We start from the raw sequence: 19,527 nt of genomic DNA, 5'->3' as shown, positions 1-19,527 counted from the left end.
ATTTAACGTAGTAAAGGGTTAAACTTTTGATATGTGCTTATTCACATCGGCTGCCAATAGAGATAAAGTCACTCGAAAACAGCCTTCCGTTTCTTCGATTCTTGGTCCTGCGTAATTCAGTAAACGATATTTATCGGCGATGTTACTCAGTCCTACCCCATTCGATTCGACACGTACATTGCGTCGCTGCATATTATTTTCAACAACTAATTTTCCTTCTTCCGTTGTGTAGATGCGGATAGTTAATGGTTCATCAGGTAAGGCGCGGTTGTGCTTGACCGCATTTTCAACCAGCAGTTGCAATGTCAATGGCGGAATTAGCGTTTCTGCTAACACATCAGATATAGCTAGGTCCGTCTGGATACTAGTACCGAAACGGGTTTTCAGCAAATGAAAATAGGATCGGATAAAGGCCAGCTCAAGACTCAGTGTGGTGAGTTCCTGATCAGCGGCCCGCAAAAGGTATCTATATACACTAGATAGTTCATCTACATATTCCGTTGCCTGCTGGGGGTTCTCATCAATAAGCGAGGAAAGGGTATTTAGCGCATTGAATAAAAAGTGCGGATTTACCTGGCTTTGCAGCGCTTTCATTTTCGCTTCAGTGTGTTGTTGTTTAAGCTGTTGCAACGCCAGATCGGCCTGAAGTTGACGGCGCAGATGCTGTTCACGTTCGCGAAGGAGTTCCTGTTCAGCCATAATCTGCCGCATGGTCTGCTGCCGTTGCCGATACGACAACCCCAACGATACACAGGCCAAATCGATCAATATCCCCACCTGCATAATGAAACTGGGATGGATAGGCAACGGCAGACGATTTATTTTCTCAACGCCCAGGCCAATGTAGGTGCTCAGTCCGATGGATGCTCCTATTTGGCCCGACCACAACGCTAACGTCCCTACAAAATAAAAGCGAGCGGAAATATCTGTCCGTTTTAAGTGGGCTATAAAGGTATACAGAATGGTCAGATTCGTAGCCAGCATGATAATTGCCCGGCCGATATTTAATTGAATTTCATGCCATTCCGTTTGCCATAGAGACGAAAATAAGTTGAAATATATTTCGGGCAGAATCATTATCAACCAAGCGCATTGCATGGTTCGATACCAACGCAGCAGCTTCGGATAATCATTCAGATTGATGAATGCAAGGGCTAATTCCAAGTATAATACCGAAAACAGGTTGAATGGAACAGTCCGCGAAAATGCCAGTACATCAGGAGCCGGACGTAGTAATTCTACGCTGAACGAGATCAACCATAAAAAGATATACAAGCTGTAGAGGGGATAGATTCGCTTCCGACGAGTAACCCACTGAATCAGATTAGCCACTAGCATTACAGCGGCAGCTCCGGTGTAAAGTAGCAACCATTGATCGTAGGAAGGTAAACGTATGGCCATGGATTTGAACGATTTTGTTCAAAACGAAAATACATAAAAGTCACTTCACATCCTTATTCTTCCACTTCACAGAATCGCTGCTTGGGTTGGTCTCTGAATGCCATCAATTTTGAATACTATTCAGAAACAGACAACAACAATACTCATGACAACCCGGCGTATCCTCTTTGCAACTGTTCCTTTCGACGGGCATTTCAGCCCCTTAACTGGTCTTGCTGTTCATCTCCATAATCTCGGTCACGACGTACGCTGGTATGTCGGTGGTCATTACGGAGAACGCGTCAAAAAATTAGGCCTGATTCATTATCCAGCCCTGAAAGCACAGGTAATCAATCAGGAAAATATGGATGAACTCTTTCCTGAACGGAAAACGATTAAAAACCCAATCAAACGCGCTCGATTCGACGTTAAAGAGACGTTCCTGAATCCTGTTCCGGGTTACGTAGAGGATCTCATGGCTGTTCACACCGACTGGCCTTTCGACCTGATCGTTTATGATCTAGCTTGTTTAGGCGCTCTCTTCACTCAGCAGTTACTTTCCATTAAAGGATTAGCTGTTGGCGTATTGCCCCTATTTGAGAGTGAGTCTAATTTACCTTCCGACGATCCGGATCAGTTTCTGCTCAAACGGTTACTGGTTCGTTTGGCTAATCGCGCTAAGCTATATCTCTCGTTCAAGGTGATCATGAAGCCCTGTACAGATCTGCACAACGAGATGCGTGAACGATACGGTTTGTCATCGGAGCCAGGCTTTATGTTTGAATCTGTATTTCGAAATGCCCATCTTTATTTACAAAGTGGTGTGCCCGGCTTCGACTATCCGCACCGTCAACTTCATCCCAACGTTCGATTTGTTGGTCCACTGTTGCCTCATCGATCGGGTAAGAAGATTCCATTTGCCCAGGCTGAACGTACGCTTGATTACAAACGAGTTATATTAGTAACACAAGGCACCGTTGAGCGCAATGTGGAGAAGATTCTCGTACCTACCCTCGAAGCCTACAAAAACGAACCTGATACAATGGTGATTGTTACAACAGGTGGTTCAGGTACAGCTGAGCTACGTCAGCGATTTCCACAAACTCACTTTCTGATTGAGGATTTTATCGATTACAATGCCGTAATGCCTTACCTGAGCGTTTATGTGACTAATGGTGGTTATGGCGGAGTGATGCTGGCTTTACAATATAAGCTTCCTATAGTAGCGGCCGGTATTCACGAAGGGAAAGACGATATTGCAGCCCGTGTCCAATTCAATCAAGTCGGTATTGATCTCAGAACAGAAACGCCTACATCAAACCAAATTCGTCGGGCTGTACATGAAGTATTAACCAATCCTCTATATCGTCAACTAGCAACGCAATTAAGCGCAGAGTTTAGCCAGTATCGACCGAATGAATTGGTTACTGACTACGTTGACAGTCTTATGGCACTCAAGCAGGAAGCAATCATGGTAGATTAATTAGTTGCTGATAGCATCATGAAAGTCTCCTATTAGAAAGTCGCTTTATAAGCGGCTTTTTTGTTGCATAATATTCCTATGTATCAGGGACATATATCTACTACCGACGAAGAATATGAATCAGATTGGTTCAATCTGTAAAACCTGTGGTACATTCGAGTGACTTTATAGATGAATCCTACGTCCCAGCCAATTCAAACTATAAGACTAATTTCTATGCGAAAATTCTTTTCAGCAGGTGGTATGTTTCAGGAAGGCGGTCTTGCCTTTATCCGAATTGCGGTCGGTTTGTTACTTGCCTATCATGGATGGGAAGTATTTGATCCTGCTCAAATGCAGACGTATACAACCTGGGATACGTTTAAAGAAGCATCCTCTCCTTCATTTCTGGTTTATCTAGGAAAGGGGTCTGAATTGATAGCAGGTATTTTGCTGGCAGTTGGCTTACTAACACGATTGGGCGCACTACTTACAATAGGGACAATGCTCTACATTACCTTTTTTGTAGGGCATGGAAAGTTTTGGTACGAAGACCAGCATCCGTTCTTATTCGCCTTACTGGGCTTAACTTTCGTTTTTACTGGTGGAGGGAAATGGAGTGTCGATCGACTGATCTTTGGCCTTACGTGAGTATGTCGCTGTACTCAATCGAGGTTAAAAACTTGTTGACAAATCAAACCTTTATATAAACAAAAAAGCCAAGCGAGACACTCTCTTGGCTTTCTGATTTACTCAACGTTATGAAAAACTTTTCTTTTCGACACAATTATAAAACAAAATTAACAAAAAAAATATCGCTTTCACAAAAAAAAACTTTCAAAATGGATAACTCATTGAAATTCAGAGGCCTAAAAATGCATATGAGTATAAATAAGGGAGTATTTTCATCAACAAGAACACTAATCTATAAACAATAGATGATTAGTAGAATTAATTAAACAGTCCCGTTACCTAACTTTTTAACGACTGATTAAAAGTCGTTGCTGCCGACTCCACTGATCACCCGCCTGTAACTGAATTAAGTATAGTCCAGTTGGGAAATTTATCAAGGATAAGCGATGAATCGTCGAGCTATTTAGCTTCAGTAGTTCAGTATGCACCTGTTTCCCGGTTATATTCAACAGTTTGAGTTGTACATCAGTAGGCTCACTAATTAGAATGTCTATATCTACATAATCCTGTGCTGGATTCGGATAGACTTTTAGGGCTGGATCAACTTCAGCGGCCAATCGTCCACCTGAGGTACAACCTACCGTTTCGAGTTTCCAGTATTGAGCATACGCGCCACTGGCTGCCCATTGAATCACCTGCCCTCCTTCATCCTGATTGGCGATGTCCAGCATCAGATTGGAATGGACAGCTTTCAATGTCGAAAACCCATCGGCACCCGTCTGAATAACCCACTTCTGGTTGTTGGCATTCGTATTTGTCGATTGAATAACACTAGCCCATCCTTGGGTAGAAGCGCCTTGTACTGACAGTACTTTTCCGCTGTGAATGGCGGCTAATTGATAGGTATTTGCCGTACCCGTTGGGCGAAGTTCCCATTTTTGCCAGGGCTGATTGGAATAAGTCTGTTGTTTAACAGAAGCGCCATCGGTCGTTACGGCTCCATCTATCCCTAAAACTCGACCACTTGAACGATTTGTGACTTTGTAGCAGGTCGTAGCCGATGTGGGCGGAGTCGTCGTGGTTGTGCTCGTACAACCTGTTGTTTCAATCTTCCAGTACTGTGCATATGCACCACTAGCCGACCATTGAATCACCTGACTGCCTTCGTCCTGCCCGGCAATATCCAACAGCAAATTGGAATGAACGGCTTTTACCGTTGAATAGCCATCACCATCCGTTTGCACAATCCATTTCTGGTTATTGGCATTTGTATTCGTCGTTTGGATTACGCTTGCCCACCCTTGGGTCGATGCATTTTCTACGGCTAAAACTTTATTGCTATGCGATGCGGTTAGCTGGTATGTATTTGAGCCTAACGATTGAAATTTCCACTTTTGCCAGGTCTGTTCCGTAAAAGTTCGCTGCTTCACCGAAGCCCCATCCGTCGTCAAAGCGCCTTCTACACCTAACGACTTACCACTCGATCGGTTGGTTATCTTGTAGCATAAAGCCGGATCGAACTGGCCGGGTGTAGGAGTAGTACCTGTTGACAAACTAACCTCTACCCCACCCGACCAAGCATTACCTACGCGTGTATATACTCGGAAATAATAGGTCGTTTGCGGGCTCAAATTTGTAACAGTCATCGATGTCGCCAATCCCCGATAAACTACTTTTCCGCCTTCAATAGCCGTTCCATTGCCCTGAAAATCAGCATTAGCCGTATAATTCGTTCCTGACGGTCGATCTAAAAACCCAGTCCCTGCCTTAGCCGCAACAAGTACCTCATCAAAGGCTGCGGTCGGATAATTCCAGCTTAAATTCGCATTCGAGGTTCCAGACAGAGTTGCATTCAGATTTCGTATGGCTACGTTTGCAGACGCACAATCTGGGTAAATTTTCACGGAATCCATGGCCGTCAAGCCCCCCTTATCCGTTACCAGAACCGTAATCATATAATAGTACGTATTCCCGTCGCATCCTACTGGCGAAATATTTACATTAGGGGATTCCGCAACGATGGCCGGTTCAACGTGCTGGTGATTATTATGTCGAAGCGTAACCTGCCAACTATAGGTTAGTGTGCTGACAGATTCGTCAGTAACGTTGGCTTTTAGCTGATAAACACTTTCACGATCCAGTGGATACAATCCTCCATTTACTGGATTTGTTATTTTAACCGTTGGAGCGGCATTGTTCAGCGAGATCAGAATCTGTTTACTAGCTGTTAAATTCTTCGTATCTTTTATAGTAAGCGTTACCGTAAATCCTTGCGTACCCGTTCCCGAAAACACATGACTCGGGTTAGCGATATTGGCCGTTGTACCATCGCCAAAATCCCAGAAATACGTAAGCGCATCGCCATCAGGATCGCTGGACCCATCGCCCTTGAATTGGACAGTCAACGGACTCGTTCCCTGCGTTTTATCAGCCGTGATAACTGCCACTGGTGGCTGACTTGTGCCATAACCAATCTTTCTGATTTCACCATTATTGATGTTCGTAAAATACAGAGCGCCATCAAGCGGATTGTATTCAATATCAACTACGCCATTCGTTCCACCGGCTGGCACAAATTCCTGTACAGCAGTAATGTTCCCATTCGAGCCTAACGTAGCGGCCTTGATCCAGTTAGCACCATAATCAGCGAAATAATAGAGATTTCGGTAAGCAGCGGGAAAAATAGTGCCTGGATAATAAGCTCCCGCTGTTGAGCAGTTGCCTTTAAAAGGCGTTCCAGTTGCAGGCGCTCCAGATGAACCAATCAAGACTGTCGTAGCGGTTGTAGAGGTTAATCTTGGCACCCGAGCTATATTCTGGGTATGATGCCAATCCAGCGCTGGTACACTGTGTATATATCGCCGTTGCAGCCCCGGTAAAGCTTGTCCACTACACGGGTTCGTGACAGTCGTTGTACTACTCGAAGCTTGCTTAAGCAAATTAGCAAACGTCAGATAGGGCTTATTACAGGTATTGGTTGGATTGGGCTCGTCCTTATTTTCCAACGTCTGGGCAGCTGTATTATAGGCACTATTTTCCAGTATTCCTTCATAAATAGGCCATCCAGCGTTTTCGCCCGATTGCCGGATGCTGTGCATATCTTCCCAGGTATTCATACCCACATCCCCAACCAAAAGAGTACCCGGATTTCCACTCGCGGGATTTGTCGTTCCTGTACCCGGCTGAAGCGTCATTCGGTAGGGATTCCGAAAACCCAGCGCCCACACTCGAGAAGCCGCCGAACGGGGGCTTGCCGACGCATAAAACGGATTACTACTAATGCCGTCACCCGTATTCGGATCTAAGCGGAGGATTTTCCCACAAAGCGAGGTAATCATTTGCGACCGAAAAGCGCCCACGTTCTCATTCGTTCGCATGATCCCATCGTTGATAGCTGTTTGCCAATAGGTATCGCTCGAACTTCCTTTATCAGTCGTATTATAGCTGGCATTATCACCCGTTGAAACCAACAGCGTACCATCGGTGCCGAACAGAATGGTTCCACCGGCATGTGATTCGTGAGTAAGTGGCACTCCTGTTGATTTTGTTTCGCCCAATAGAATTTTACGGCTGCTTAGATCAGCTGATAATACATTATTGGCCGTGTTGATTTTGTAGCGAGTTACCCGGCTGATCGTCGCATTGTAATATTCGTCCTTAGTCGCACTATACGTTGACGTACCAAAATAAAGAAGATGATGCCGGTCTACGACATAATATAAATACACTAGCCCATTAGAGGCAAAATTTGGATCAAGACACATACTCGCCAGGCCAAAGTCGCGCCAGTTTCCTACTTCTTCACTAATGTCCAAAACAGGAGTAGCTTGCTTAATGTACTGAGCTCCATTCCAGTTAGACACCCAAATTCGACCAGCCTTATCCCACACAAAAAGCTGCCGCGAATCTGCGGAGAAAACCGTGCCCATTGGCGTTGTATAGCCATTCTGAACTAAACTGTTATTAAAACCCGTAGGTAGTTGGGCAAAACCGCTAACGTTACTCAGCAGCCATAAGGCGAATACATTACATAATAAGGCCTTCAAATTACTTGCGATGTAGATTTTGCTCATATGGGTTATAAGAAATATAGGGCAATACAACTCCTGTCCTTTTTGAAAGGAGCCACTCAACTCAGAAAATTATGAGAAAGTTAACTAAACATCATCCCATCACGGATCGTTAGCTTTCGATCAGCAAGGTCGGCCAGATGATCATTATGGGTTACAATAACGAGCGTTTGACCAAATTCATCTCGTAGTTTGAAGAACAGCTGGTGAAGCTCCTCTGCATTCCGTGAGTCGAGATTACCGCTAGGTTCATCAGCGAAAACAATCGCTGGTTGATTAATCAAAGCCCGTGCTACGGCAACTCGTTGTTGCTCACCGCCTGATAATTGAGACGGTAAGTGAGAAATACGGTCACGTAAGCCCAAAATTTCTAATAACTCAGCAGCTCGTTTTCGGACCTGATTCTCAGCCGTTCCCGCAATAAAACCAGGTAGAGACACATTTTCCAGCGCTGTAAACTCAGGTAACAAATTGTTAAACTGAAAAACAAAGCCGATACGTTCATTACGGAATTTAGCTAATTGACGGTCATTCAGCGTGAATACATTTTGGCCATCAATTAACAGCTCCCCCGAATCGGGTCGATCTAATGTTCCTAAAATTTGCAGCAGCGTTGTTTTGCCCGCACCAGATGCACCAACAATGGAAACCACCTCACTGGCTCCGATGCTTAGATTAATTCCTTTTAAAACGGGGAGGTTGCCGTAATTCCGGCGAATATCAGTGGTTTGTAGAAGCGACATTTTATAGTGATGCGTGATGAATGATAAGTGATAAGTTCAACGAGTTGTTTAAAAACTCACCACTTATCACTCATCACTCATCACTTAGTGTTAACTTGCCGCGCAAAAATACGATTTCCAATCCTCCTTGTTGCAGTTGTCATGAATATACACGAGTATCAGGGTAAAGAAATTCTCAAAAAATACGGTGTCCGAATTCAGGAAGGCATCGTGGCCGAGTCGCCAGAGAAAGCAGTAGAAGCCGCCAAACAAATTATGGCGCAAACAAACTCCAAGTTTGTGGTCGTTAAATCACAAATCCATGCGGGTGGACGCGGCAAGGGTAAAATTGTTGGCAGCGAACAACGGGGTGTAGCTTTAGCCAAATCAGTTGATGATGTACGTGACATCGCTAAAAACCTGATTGGCAATGTGCTCGTTACGCATCAGACTGGCCCTGAGGGTAAAAAAGTTAATAAGGTATTAGTCGCTCAGGATGTATTCTATCCCGGTGCTTCGGAGCCGAAAGAGATGTACATCAGTATCCTGCTCGACCGGAGTAAAGCCTGTAATGTCATCATGGCCAGCACCGAAGGGGGTATGGACATTGAAGAAGTAGCCGAAAAAACGCCGGAGAAAATCGTGAAAGAGTGGATCGATCCTGCCGTTGGTCTACAACCTTTCCAGGCTCGCAAAGTAGCGTTTGGTCTTGGCCTGTCGGGCGAAGCGTTCAAAGAAATGGTGAAGTTCGTGACCTCGTTGTATAAAGCATACGTGGACACCGACGCATCAATGTTTGAAATCAACCCGGTTCTGAAAACGTCGGATAACAAGATTTTGGCAGTCGATGCGAAGGTAAATCTGGACGATAATGCTTTGTATCGTCACCCCGATCTAGCGAATCTCCGCGATATTTCGGAAGAAGATCCTCTCGAAGTTGAAGCATCGGCGAATGACCTGAACTATGTTAAACTTGACGGAAACGTAGGTTGCATGGTAAACGGAGCCGGGCTGGCAATGGCAACGATGGACATCATCAAGCTATCGGGCGGTGAACCAGCTAACTTCCTTGACGTAGGGGGTGGTGCAAATGCAAAAACGGTTGAAGCTGGTTTCCGAATCATCCTGAAAGATCCGAACGTAAAAGCGATTCTGATCAATATTTTCGGTGGTATCGTCCGCTGCGACCGTGTAGCTACGGGCGTTGTAGAAGCTTACAAAGCGATTGGCGATATTCCTGTTCCAATTATTGTTCGACTTCAGGGAACGAACGCGGCAGAAGGTGCCAAAATCATCGACGAATCTGGCTTGAAAGTCCAATCGGCTGTCGAACTGAAAGAAGCGGCTGAGAAAGTAAAGCAAGTCGTTCAGAATCTGTAAGAAGTACCCACTTTCTAACTAACTCAATAAAAAAAGCCGGAGCAAAAACTCCGGCTTTTCTTTTTTATCGTTTGTAGTATTTCATTGCCTCAGGCATTAGTGCCTGTAAATCCTTAATTCGACGTTCATCGGATGGGTGAGTTGATAGGAATTCTGGTGGCTTTTGCCCACCTCCAGCTTTCGCCATCCGGCCCCAGAACGTAACGGCTTCCTGCGGATTATAACCCGCCATAGCCATGAAAATAACGCCCAGATGATCGGCCTCCGACTCCTGCTTACGGCTGTGTGGCAAAGCCCGCCCTACCTGATAGCCAATCGGAAGTGCTGCCCCAACAGCTTGTAGCAAAATTGAGTTTACCTGATTATTCGTACTACGAGCGGCTGTACCAGCCACAATTTGTCCGCCCTGAATCAGTCCATTAGCCAGCAAACCTTCGCTCATCCGCTCATTACCGTGCTCGGCAATGGCGTGCGAAATTTCGTGGCCCATAACGGCGGCAGCGCCCGCTTCATTTTGTGTATAAGGCAAAATACCCGTATAGAAAGCAACCTTTCCTCCTGGCATACACCAGGCATTCACCTGCGGACTTTGAATGAGATTAAACTCCCACTGAAAACCTTCAAGCCGTTTTCCCAGACCATTAGCGTTCAGGTACTGCTCCATAGCCTGGCGTAATCGATTACCAACCCGCCGAATCATTTCAGCATCATTCGTTCCCCTTACTACTGTACTCGTATCCAATACGCCTTTATAGTTCGTAAAACTGAGCGGCAAGAGCTGATCGTTAGGAACTAATTTCAATTGGGTTCGGCCGGTAATAGGCACTTTCTGGCAACCAACAGCAAAGCCGACAATCAGCATCGCAATAAGTGCATTTTTCATTAGTTAACTGGTTTATATCTAATTGAATGGTTCTGACGTATAATGACCCAAAAAGTACTTGATTTGTTCAAATTTTTCAAATTGCGTGTGGTCAGCCCCTCTTTAGTCGTTAGATTTGTAGCCGTCTAAATAGTTTACTGCAGAATGAGCAGAAATTCTTCCTCATTTATTCGTTGATGTGAATTTCTGCCGCAACAGTTACAGTCTGCCTTTCTTATGAAAATTATCTGCGTTGGCCGAAATTACGCCGAACATATCAAAGAACTCAATAACGAACGTCCTGAAGATCCCGTTATTTTTATGAAACCCGAAACGGCTATTCCGCTGAAAAATGAGCCGTTTTTCTACCCAGATTTTTCTTCTGATGTACATCATGAGGTTGAGATTCTGGTAAAAATCAATCGGGTCGGGAAAAATATCGATGAGAAATTTGCCCATAAATATTACGATGAAATCGGTGTCGGCATTGATTTCACCGCCCGTGATGTGCAAAGCAAATTGAAGGCTAAAGGATTGCCCTGGGAGCTGGCAAAAGGATTCAACGGCTCGGCCCCAATCTCATCGTTTGTACCGAAAACGGATTATCCTGATTTACAGAATCTAAATTTCAAATTAGACATCAACGGCGAGATTCGTCAACAGGGCAATACAAGTCTGATGCTCTATAAAATAGACTACCTGATTTCGTTTGTTTCCCGATACTTCCTGTTGCAGCAGGGCGATATTCTGTTTACTGGAACGCCACACGGTGTTGGCCCTGTCCAGATTGGAGATCGACTGACCGCCTATATCGAGGATAAACCCATGCTAACATTTGACGTGAAGTAATGGCGAATCGATACTGAATCTAATTCGCTAAAACTGTCCATCATTTTGCTTTTGACACGCACTTTATTTTATACATACATAGCAGTTCTGGCTTGCTCAAAACTGGTTTTCGGCCAATCAACCAAACCTGTTTCGGCAACACCCGCAATCCAGACACAAACGGGGTATATTCAACCGGGCACACTTGTCGAGAACTACTTTCTCTTCCCCATTCAGCCTGGCTCCGCCAATTCCTTGTCTGGTGGTCTGGGCGATTTACGGGCTAATCATTTTCATGCCGGTCTGGACATTCGTACGGGTGGACGCGAGGGACTAGATGTGCATGCTGCCGCCGATGGGTATGTATCCCGAATTGCCGTTTTCACGTCTGGCTATGGTAACGTTATTTTCATCAAACATCCCAATGGACTGACAACGGTTTATGGCCATTTGCGTTCATTAAAAGATACACTCGGCACCTATCTGCGTGAGCAGCAGTACGAAAAGAAAACGTTCGAGATCGATTTGCGCCCGCAGCCGGGTCAGTTTCCGGTCAAAAAAGGTGACGTAATCGCGGCTTCGGGAAATACAGGTGGTTCTGGCGGACCGCACCTCCACTTCGAAATTCGAGATGCCAAAGATAATCTGATCAACCCGCTGCTCTACGGTTTCTCCGAAATCCAGGACAATGTTCCGCCTTATTTTGAGCGTGTTGCCCTGAAAACGATGACGGCTACATCGCGTATTAATGGCGAATATCAGCGAGTCAGCTACGTACCAACTCGCCGTGCCGACGGAACATTTACGATCAATCAACCTATTACAGCATCCGGATTGATTGGTATGGAAGTGCTGGCCTATGACAAAACTAGTGGGTCGCCTTATCGTAATGGTATTAGCTGTCTGGAAATCAGGCTAGATGGGCAGGAAGTGTTTGCCTATAACATGAATAGTTTTCCGAACGAACAAACGCGATTCATGAACGTTCACGAAAACTACGAAGTCGAGCAGATGAGCGGCCAACGGTACCATCGGGGCTACATTGCTGATGGTAACATCCTGAATCTCTACAAACTGCCAAGCAACGCAAATTACCGAGGTCGTTTGCCTTTGCTGGATGGTCAGCCGCACGAAGTGACGCTTACGCTCTACGATGCGCATGATCATTCGACCCAACTCAGTTTTACGATCCAGCCAGACCTCACCCCTACCCGGTCGGCGCTTGCGGATTCTTTGGTTACGCAATCGTCCGGAATTTTACCGGAACCGTATCGTGGAGAACCTTCTGCAACCATCACAACCGACGAAAACATACTGAAATTGACGGTAAAAAATGTACCCACGACTAATCCTCCCTGGGCGAAACTAATTACAGGTCGAACAACGAATGAACAACCTGCAAGCTATGTCCGTAACAATCAAGCGGTTTATCTTATAGATTTGCAGCAGTCTTTACCGGACTCGGTTCAGTTTGGCCGAAGTGTGATACGGACGAACTTAAAAAAACGGATTGTACCGAATCGGGCCGAGTTTTTCGTTGACGGCAACGTCCGGCTGGATTTTGGTCCGAGAACGCTTTTTGACACGTTGCATCTGGCGATGCGGTCGTTACCCGGCGGTGGATTGGAGATAAATCAACCCACTATTCCACTGAACGATTTTCTGACTATTCAGTATACACCAAACTATCCAATTGCGATTGATACGGCACGAACAAAAGCATATTGGACAAGCGGTGGACGTGAGAGTTTCCTGGGCGGTACGTGGACTAAAGGCCGGATTGAGTTTAAAACTCGTGTGCTGGGTCGTTTTCAGTTGATGACTGACATCAATCCTCCGAGAGTTCAAATTCTAAGTGCGACGCCGAACGGGATCACAGCCAAAATTTCGGACGATCTGTCGGGTATTTCCGAGTTTCGGGCACTGGTCAACGGAGAATGGGTACTCTTGCAGTACGATTACAAACGAGCGCTCGTCTGGTCTGATAAGTTAACTCCAGACGAACCTTTCGAAACAGGAGCCGAAGTATTGGTTCAGGTGAAAGATCGTTCGGGGAATATTGGTTCCGACAGTACCATTATCGAACAGCCCCGACGGGTTGTTCCTCGAAAAGCAGCACAAAAAAACCATCGAAAAAGACGATAATACCAGTTTAGAGTTTACAGTTTGACGTTGGCTGATGCAGCCTTTATTCTTACGCTATTCAACATCAAACCCTAAACTCTACATTTTAAACCATAAACTAGACAGCGTATGGAGTTAAAAGTTGGTGATCCCGCTCCCGATTTTACGAGTACCGATCAAAATGGAAAGCCTATTAAATTGTCCGATTATCGTGGCAAAAAAGTGGTCCTCTATTTTTATCCTAAAGACGACACACCCGGTTGCACAGCTCAGGCGTGTAGCCTTCGCGACAATGAAGATCGACTTCGTGCCGCTGGCTATCAGGTTCTTGGCGTAAGTGTTGACGATGAGAAGTCACATCAGAAATTCATAAAAAAATACAGTTTAAATTTTCCACTTATCGCCGATACAGATCAAAAGATTGTCGAATCGTATGGCGTATGGAAAGAGAAATCGATGTATGGTCGTCAATTTATGGGCATTGTCCGAACGACTTTCCTGATTGACGAAGCGGGCATCATTACCGACATTATCAGTAAAGTAGATACCCAACACCACGCTGATCAAATTTTAAAATAGTTTTCCGTTAATGGAAAGCAATTGAAAAACTATGGAAATCGAACAACTCAAAAGCACGGCTACGGCCGTTCGGCGCGACATTCTGCGGATGGTTGCGGCTGTTAATTCTGGTCACCCAGGCGGTTCATTAGGCTGCACTGATTTTTTCGTCGCTCTCTATTTCGAGGTGATGGACCGAAAAAAAGACGCTCAAGGCAAACCTATTTTTGATATGGATGGTCGCGATGAGGATATTTTCTTTCTATCGAATGGCCACATCTCGCCCGTGTTTTATTCGGTTCTAGCGCGAGCTGGTTATTTCCCAGTTAGTGAATTAGCCACCTTCCGCAAATTAGACAGTCGATTGCAGGGCCACCCAACCACGGCAGAACACTTACCGGGCATTCGGATTGCCTCTGGTTCATTAGGACAAGGATTATCCGTTGCTTCGGGTGCTGCTTACGCCAAAAAACTCAACGGCGACAAACACCATGTGTATGTTCTGATGGGTGATGGTGAGCAACAGGAAGGCCAGATTTGGGAAGCCGCTCAATTTGCCCCCAACAAAAAACTCGGTAACCTAACCGCCATCATCGATCTGAACCACGCCCAGATTGACGGCACTACCGATAACGTCAACAGCAACCGCGATCTGGCGGCCAAATACCGCGCTTTCGGTTGGTATGTGGAGGAAATGGAAGGAAACGATATTGAAGATGTAATCCGTACGCTCAAGAAAGCTCAGGAAGATCCTGACGTACCAACCTTAATTCTGATGCACACCGAAATGGGCTTCGGCGTCGATTATATGGTGGGCAATTACAAATGGCATGGTACTGCGCCGAACGCCGAGCAATTGGCTCAAGCCCTCAACGAGTTACCGCTAACCATCGGCGTAACAGATTATTAAAATGAGTCGCTCTTCAGTAGTAGAAGTGTTAGCACAAAATCAACTCTGGCTTATAGGTTGTTCAATGTACGAATTGCCCTAAGTACCAGTTGTATTCTAATTAAATTGCATACCCTCGCTTCGGCGAATTAATATAGACCATGAAAAAGTTCGAATACACGGAAAAGAAAGATACGCGTTCGGGTTTCGGCGCGGGTATCGCTGAACTGGGGAAAACGCACCCAGATGTTATCGCGTTGACTGCCGATCTGGCGGGATCGCTCAAACTGGAAGCGTTTATTAAAGATAATCCTGACCGTTTCATTCAGTGCGGTATTGCCGAAGCCAACATGATTGGTGTATCGGCTGGCCTGACCATCGGCGGTAAAATTCCGTATGCAACGACGTTTGCCAATTTCGCGACGGGCCGTGTTTATGACCAAATTCGGCAGTCGGTGGCTTATTCGAATAAAAACGTTAAAATATGCGCATCGCACGCTGGTTTGACGTTAGGGGAAGATGGCGCTACGCACCAGATTCTGGAAGATTTGGGTATGATGAAAATGCTGCCCAATATGACCGTTATCAATCCCTGCGATTATAACCAGACCAAAGCGGCAACCATTGCCATCGCCGATCACGAAGGGCCGGTTTATCTGCGTTTTGGCCGCCCGGTAATTCCAGTATTTACAGCTGCTGATCAGAAGTTTGAAATCGGTAAAGCGTGGACCGTAAACGAAGGGAAAGATGTGTCGATTTTCTGCACAGGTCACCTCGTTTGGGAAGCAATCAAAGCCGGTGAAATTTTGTCTGAACAGGGAATTGAAGCCGATATTATCAATATTCACACAATTAAGCCGTTAGATGAAGAGGCTATTTTGAAATCGGTGAAGAAAACGGGTTGTGCGGTTTCGGCTGAAGAACACATGATCAATGGGGGTCTGGGCGACAGCGTGGCTCAAGTATTGGCTCGCAATTTCCCGGCTCCACTCGAATACGTAGGCGTTCACGACACGTTCGGCGAAAGCGGTACACCCGATCAATTGATGCAAAAATATGGCCTCACTGCCGACAAAATCGTTGAGCAGGTGAAAAAGGCGATTGCCCGTAAAGCTTAGTTGTTTCGATTTTCAGGTGTCAAGTTCTACGTTGTTTATAACCTGGAACTTGACACCTGAAAATCGAAACCTGGAACAATAGAATGACTGACGAAGAACTTCTCGCTAAATATCGCGACCCGTCGAGCCGGAATTATGCCTTTAATCTGATGGTGCGCAAGTATCAGCAGAAAATTTATTGGCATATCCGAAAGATGGTCATCGACCACGATGATGCCGACGATCTGGTGCAGGAAACATTCATAAAAGTCTGGAATAGCCTGGAACACTTTCGGGGTGATAGTCAGTTATATACCTGGATTTATCGCATTGCAACCAACGAGTGTCTGAATTTCCTGAACAAAAAGCGTCGCCGTTTTTTCCTGCCGATTGGCGATGTAGAGGGCGAGCTAATGGAAAAACTCGAATCGAATGCGGACTATGTTACGTCAGGCAACGATCCCAGTGGTGAAGACGTACAGTTGAAATTACAGAAGGCTTTACTGAAATTACCTGACAAACAGCGGCTGGTATTCAACATGAAATACTTCGATGATATGAAATACGAAGATATTTCGGAAATTACGGGTACTTCCGTTGGTGCGTTGAAAGCGTCTTACCACCTTGCCGTGAAAAAAATAGAAGATTTTTTTCATAACTCGGAGACATTCGATTAAACCTCAAGCGGTTGACGCTGTCAAATCTTAAAAAAATTTAAGATACCTGAATTGTGTGAGATACACACCAGTGCAATGAACGACTTTAAGAATTTCCGGCTCGACGAACTCCCCCCTGAGCATCCACTCAGGCAGCATCCTTTTGTTGCTCCCGATGGCTACTTTGACGATCTACCCTCACGAGTTCAGGCTCGCGTTGCCCATAAACCGAAGTCAGCTTTTCGGATCAGCTGGTCGTGGCAACGTACGGCGGCTTCGCTAGCAGGAGCCAGTCTGATAGCTGTGCTAGTTTGGCAAACGTTACCTCAGCGTCAGGAATCCCTGGGCAACGAAGCATTGGCTGGTGTTAGTAACGACGTAATTATGGCCTATCTGAATGATCAAGGCGTAAATGCGGATGAATTAATTGATAATCAGCAACTTCAATCATCTTTAGGAAGTGATACGACGGCGATTGAATTTCTAAATGTACAGCCTGCTGACATTCAACAGCATATTAAGGACCAAACCATTCTAGACATCCCCAAGATGGGTTCATGATTGTAAGAATGGGCAACTTTACGACAATGAGATACTTATGGATTGGTTGGCTGGTTAGCCTGCTGCTGACGACACAGGCAGTCAACGCACAGGATGACCTCAGTGGGCGCCAGAAAATTGAAGCGGCCAAAATCGGTATGATTACCAATCGGTTGAATCTAACCACCGACCAGGCTCCGCAATTCTGGGTGATCTACAACGAATACAACGCAAAAAAACAAGAATTGAACCGCCGGATTCGGCAGTTGAACAATGAGCCAGGGCGGATGAGCCTCAACGACGACCAGCTACGAAATGGGCTTCGGGAAACCAATGCTACTAAACAAAAACTCGCCGATCTAGACGACGAGTATATGGAACGGTTTCTAAAAGTAATCAGCCCAGGGCAGTTGCGGGAGTTATATAAAACCGAGCAGATGTTTAATCAGACGCTCATCAAACGATTAAATCAGGGTAATTGAACCGGGATTTAACGGATTGGGGGATTAATCAGATTTTGAACCGGGATTTATTGGATTTAACTGATTAAGCTGATTTTGTTTTTTTGCTTCGAATAAGCATTCTTCTACAAAATCAGCTTAATCAGTTAAATCCAATAAATCCCGGTTTTAATAGCGGACTACTTTAAAGTGAGAGATGCCGCCGTCGAAACGGATCATCATCTTTTTCGAGCTGGCATCATAGCCAAGGCTGACAAACTCTCCCCCGCCCACGCTTGTAAAGTCATCCAGATCTTCGATATTCAGCGCGCCATCTTTCTTGATCCGGCAGCCGACTTCTTTGGGAACGCGTACCGTAACTGATGCGGCTCCGACATCTAATTTTACATCAGCCTGATCTGCCTTAGCGCCTAGCTTCAAATTAAGGTCAGCAGCGCCAGCGGCTAGTTTCAGATTCTTTACGGCATAAGCACTTAAATCCAGTTCGCCGGTACCAGCGCCAAGAGCGATATCCATCGACCAGATGGGTTTTTCGTTCAGATGGACATCCACACGATTCTCGAATTTACCATCTTTCAGATCAAAATTCTGCTGCTCTTCAGTCGGCTTCAATTCGATGGTCGGAACGTGTGTGGTTTCATCCCGATCGACTGACATTGTATACGTGCCAACCGTTTGTTTGGCATCTGCTTTAATCAGTTCCGTAGTCGGATCACTGATCGTAAATCGGCCAGCACCACCGGCAAGTTTAAATACAGCCTCACGCGTGTCACTATCCATATTCTCGGCAAACGTACTGTTATGGACTTCGCCATTATCCGAAAATCGTCGTTTACGTTCTGCCCGATAATCATCATCGTCGTCGTCATCATCACTATCATGATTATCGTCATCGTCATCATGATCCCAGCGCCAATGAGAATTTTCGTCGTGATGTCGGCGATGAGACAGGAACCCGAACAAGGTAGTTGGTACGGCTACGGCTAACATTACCGTTGTAATAAATGTTGCCGAAGCTGAATGTACCCGACGTTCCAGAATCAGATGTACACCGGCCAGAATCAATAACAATGGCCACAAATTCACTAGTGAATGCCAGTCGACGTCGAGCCAACCTGCCCGACGAGCCAAAAACAGCACACCTAATGTTAGAAAGAAAATTCCCCAGAATAATCCGTTTCTACGTTGCATGATCTTTTTATGTCTGATATAGGATGTATGCTATATGAAGTAGGGTATAGTCCGCATACGTCATATAGCATACATCCTACATCTATTTACAGCGTTCCGTTTGGGTCATTGTCGGTAGTTGAACTACCGTAATTGGTTGTGTTATCATAAGGAGGTTTGATCCGATCCTTAAAAATCAGCCACAAGCCAATAGCGATCAACATAAAAGGCCACAGGTCGCCGAAGTCAATATCGAAATACCGATCAATCAGGAACAATACGCCCAGAATAATCAGGACAGCACCGCCAATAATGCTACGGTCGGGATTAGCAGGTTTGTTGGGATTGTAGGGATTCATTGCGAAATAGGGATTAGAATAAGCTGTTGATTGCGTGGTTGCACTAGCCGAACGACGTTCTGGTAACGCAATCCACAAAATAATGTAAATAATTATAGCCGGAAAATGCGGTAAAAAAATTCCGATTACAAAAAGTACACGTACTAAAGCACGGTCAATACCAAAATAATCAGCCAAACCAGCGCATACGCCCCCTAACTGGGCCTGGTCGGCAATACGTTCTAATCGCTTGTTCATGGCTTTTATGTGTTTGAAAACGATGTAAACCTAGCTGGTAATCAAACGCAGTAAAAGCAGAATTGGAAGAATGGACGCGGTTATGGATGGAAGTATGTT

The 19,527-nt window shown here is 45.4% G+C and carries 17 protein-coding genes; 11 read left to right on the top strand and 6 right to left on the bottom strand.

The genetic code is table 11. The annotated features are described in order from the left end of the window. Window positions 1-18: 18 nt before the first annotated feature. Entirely contained in the window at window positions 19-1,401 is a 1,383-nt protein-coding gene (locus ACYVE4_RS00560; protein WP_460994824.1) for a sensor histidine kinase, read from the bottom strand. A 145-nt stretch (window positions 1,402-1,546) separates the two neighbouring features. On the opposite strand from ACYVE4_RS00560, the gene ACYVE4_RS00555 reads away from it, so the two are divergent. Together ACYVE4_RS00555 and ACYVE4_RS00550 are read left to right on the top strand one after the other, a co-directional pair. Next, on the top strand, window positions 1,547-2,863 hold the full coding sequence (locus tag ACYVE4_RS00555) for a glycosyltransferase (RefSeq protein WP_460994823.1): 1,317 nt from the start codon (window positions 1,547-1,549) through the stop codon (window positions 2,861-2,863). Between the two features lie 216 nt (window positions 2,864-3,079). Beyond that, the gene (locus ACYVE4_RS00550; RefSeq protein ID WP_460994822.1) at window positions 3,080-3,493 is read left to right on the top strand and encodes a DoxX family protein; all 414 of its coding nucleotides are present in this window, start codon (window positions 3,080-3,082) and stop codon (window positions 3,491-3,493) included. 329 nt (window positions 3,494-3,822) lie between these two features. On the opposite strand, the gene ACYVE4_RS00545 is transcribed toward ACYVE4_RS00550, so the two are convergent. Then, window positions 3,823-7,548 (bottom strand): RICIN domain-containing protein, encoded by a 3,726-nt coding sequence (locus tag ACYVE4_RS00545; protein ID WP_460994821.1) that lies wholly within the window; start codon window positions 7,546-7,548, stop codon window positions 3,823-3,825. 80 nt (window positions 7,549-7,628) lie between these two features. Continuing rightward, the gene (locus tag ACYVE4_RS00540) at window positions 7,629-8,288 is read right to left on the bottom strand and encodes an ABC transporter ATP-binding protein (RefSeq protein WP_460994820.1); all 660 of its coding nucleotides are present in this window, start codon (window positions 8,286-8,288) and stop codon (window positions 7,629-7,631) included. A gap of 141 nt (window positions 8,289-8,429) precedes the next feature. On the opposite strand from ACYVE4_RS00540, the gene sucC reads away from it, so the two are divergent. Continuing rightward, complete coding sequence (sucC, locus tag ACYVE4_RS00535) at window positions 8,430-9,647, top strand: ADP-forming succinate--CoA ligase subunit beta (RefSeq protein ID WP_460994819.1); 1,218 nt, start codon at window positions 8,430-8,432, stop codon at window positions 9,645-9,647. 64 nt (window positions 9,648-9,711) lie between these two features. Here sucC and ACYVE4_RS00530 read toward each other — a convergent pair whose 3' ends face one another. Next, complete coding sequence (locus tag ACYVE4_RS00530; RefSeq protein ID WP_460994818.1) at window positions 9,712-10,530, bottom strand: M48 family metallopeptidase; 819 nt, start codon at window positions 10,528-10,530, stop codon at window positions 9,712-9,714. Window positions 10,531-10,746: 216 nt separating this feature from the next. Between ACYVE4_RS00530 and ACYVE4_RS00525 the strand changes: the two genes are divergently transcribed. The 8 genes from ACYVE4_RS00525 to ACYVE4_RS00490 all read left to right on the top strand — a co-directional run bounded on the left by ACYVE4_RS00525 (window position 10,747) and on the right by ACYVE4_RS00490 (window position 17,683). Next, window positions 10,747-11,358, top strand: a complete 612-nt coding sequence (locus ACYVE4_RS00525) for a fumarylacetoacetate hydrolase family protein (RefSeq protein ID WP_460994817.1) — start codon at window positions 10,747-10,749, stop codon at window positions 11,356-11,358. A gap of 51 nt (window positions 11,359-11,409) precedes the next feature. Beyond that, the gene (locus tag ACYVE4_RS00520) at window positions 11,410-13,482 is read left to right on the top strand and encodes a M23 family metallopeptidase (RefSeq protein ID WP_460994816.1); all 2,073 of its coding nucleotides are present in this window, start codon (window positions 11,410-11,412) and stop codon (window positions 13,480-13,482) included. Between the two features lie 108 nt (window positions 13,483-13,590). Next, window positions 13,591-14,040 (top strand): thioredoxin-dependent thiol peroxidase, encoded by a 450-nt coding sequence (gene bcp / locus ACYVE4_RS00515; protein ID WP_460994815.1) that lies wholly within the window; start codon window positions 13,591-13,593, stop codon window positions 14,038-14,040. Between the two features lie 31 nt (window positions 14,041-14,071). Beyond that, the gene (locus ACYVE4_RS00510) at window positions 14,072-14,929 is read left to right on the top strand and encodes a transketolase (RefSeq protein WP_460994814.1); all 858 of its coding nucleotides are present in this window, start codon (window positions 14,072-14,074) and stop codon (window positions 14,927-14,929) included. 140 nt (window positions 14,930-15,069) lie between these two features. Next, window positions 15,070-16,026 (top strand): transketolase family protein, encoded by a 957-nt coding sequence (locus ACYVE4_RS00505; RefSeq protein WP_460994813.1) that lies wholly within the window; start codon window positions 15,070-15,072, stop codon window positions 16,024-16,026. 83 nt (window positions 16,027-16,109) lie between these two features. Further along, complete coding sequence (locus ACYVE4_RS00500) at window positions 16,110-16,682, top strand: RNA polymerase sigma factor (RefSeq protein ID WP_460994812.1); 573 nt, start codon at window positions 16,110-16,112, stop codon at window positions 16,680-16,682. 75 nt (window positions 16,683-16,757) lie between these two features. Continuing rightward, the gene (locus ACYVE4_RS00495; protein ID WP_460994811.1) at window positions 16,758-17,222 is read left to right on the top strand and encodes a hypothetical protein; all 465 of its coding nucleotides are present in this window, start codon (window positions 16,758-16,760) and stop codon (window positions 17,220-17,222) included. A gap of 26 nt (window positions 17,223-17,248) precedes the next feature. After that, window positions 17,249-17,683 (top strand): hypothetical protein, encoded by a 435-nt coding sequence (locus ACYVE4_RS00490; RefSeq protein WP_460994810.1) that lies wholly within the window; start codon window positions 17,249-17,251, stop codon window positions 17,681-17,683. A gap of 147 nt (window positions 17,684-17,830) precedes the next feature. Here ACYVE4_RS00490 and ACYVE4_RS00485 read toward each other — a convergent pair whose 3' ends face one another. Both ACYVE4_RS00485 and ACYVE4_RS00480 read right to left on the bottom strand, forming a co-directional pair. Continuing rightward, window positions 17,831-18,853: a LiaI-LiaF-like domain-containing protein gene (locus ACYVE4_RS00485; RefSeq protein WP_460994809.1), complete on the bottom strand. Its 1,023-nt coding sequence runs from the start codon at window positions 18,851-18,853 to the stop codon at window positions 17,831-17,833. An 86-nt stretch (window positions 18,854-18,939) separates the two neighbouring features. Continuing rightward, window positions 18,940-19,428, bottom strand: a complete 489-nt coding sequence (locus tag ACYVE4_RS00480; RefSeq protein ID WP_460994808.1) for a PspC domain-containing protein — start codon at window positions 19,426-19,428, stop codon at window positions 18,940-18,942. Window positions 19,429-19,527: the final 99 nt, after the last annotated feature.

The organism is Spirosoma harenae (assembly GCF_054776975.1).
The sequence above is the reverse complement of the archived record's forward strand: the minus strand, read 5'-3'. Positions and strand labels throughout refer to the sequence as shown.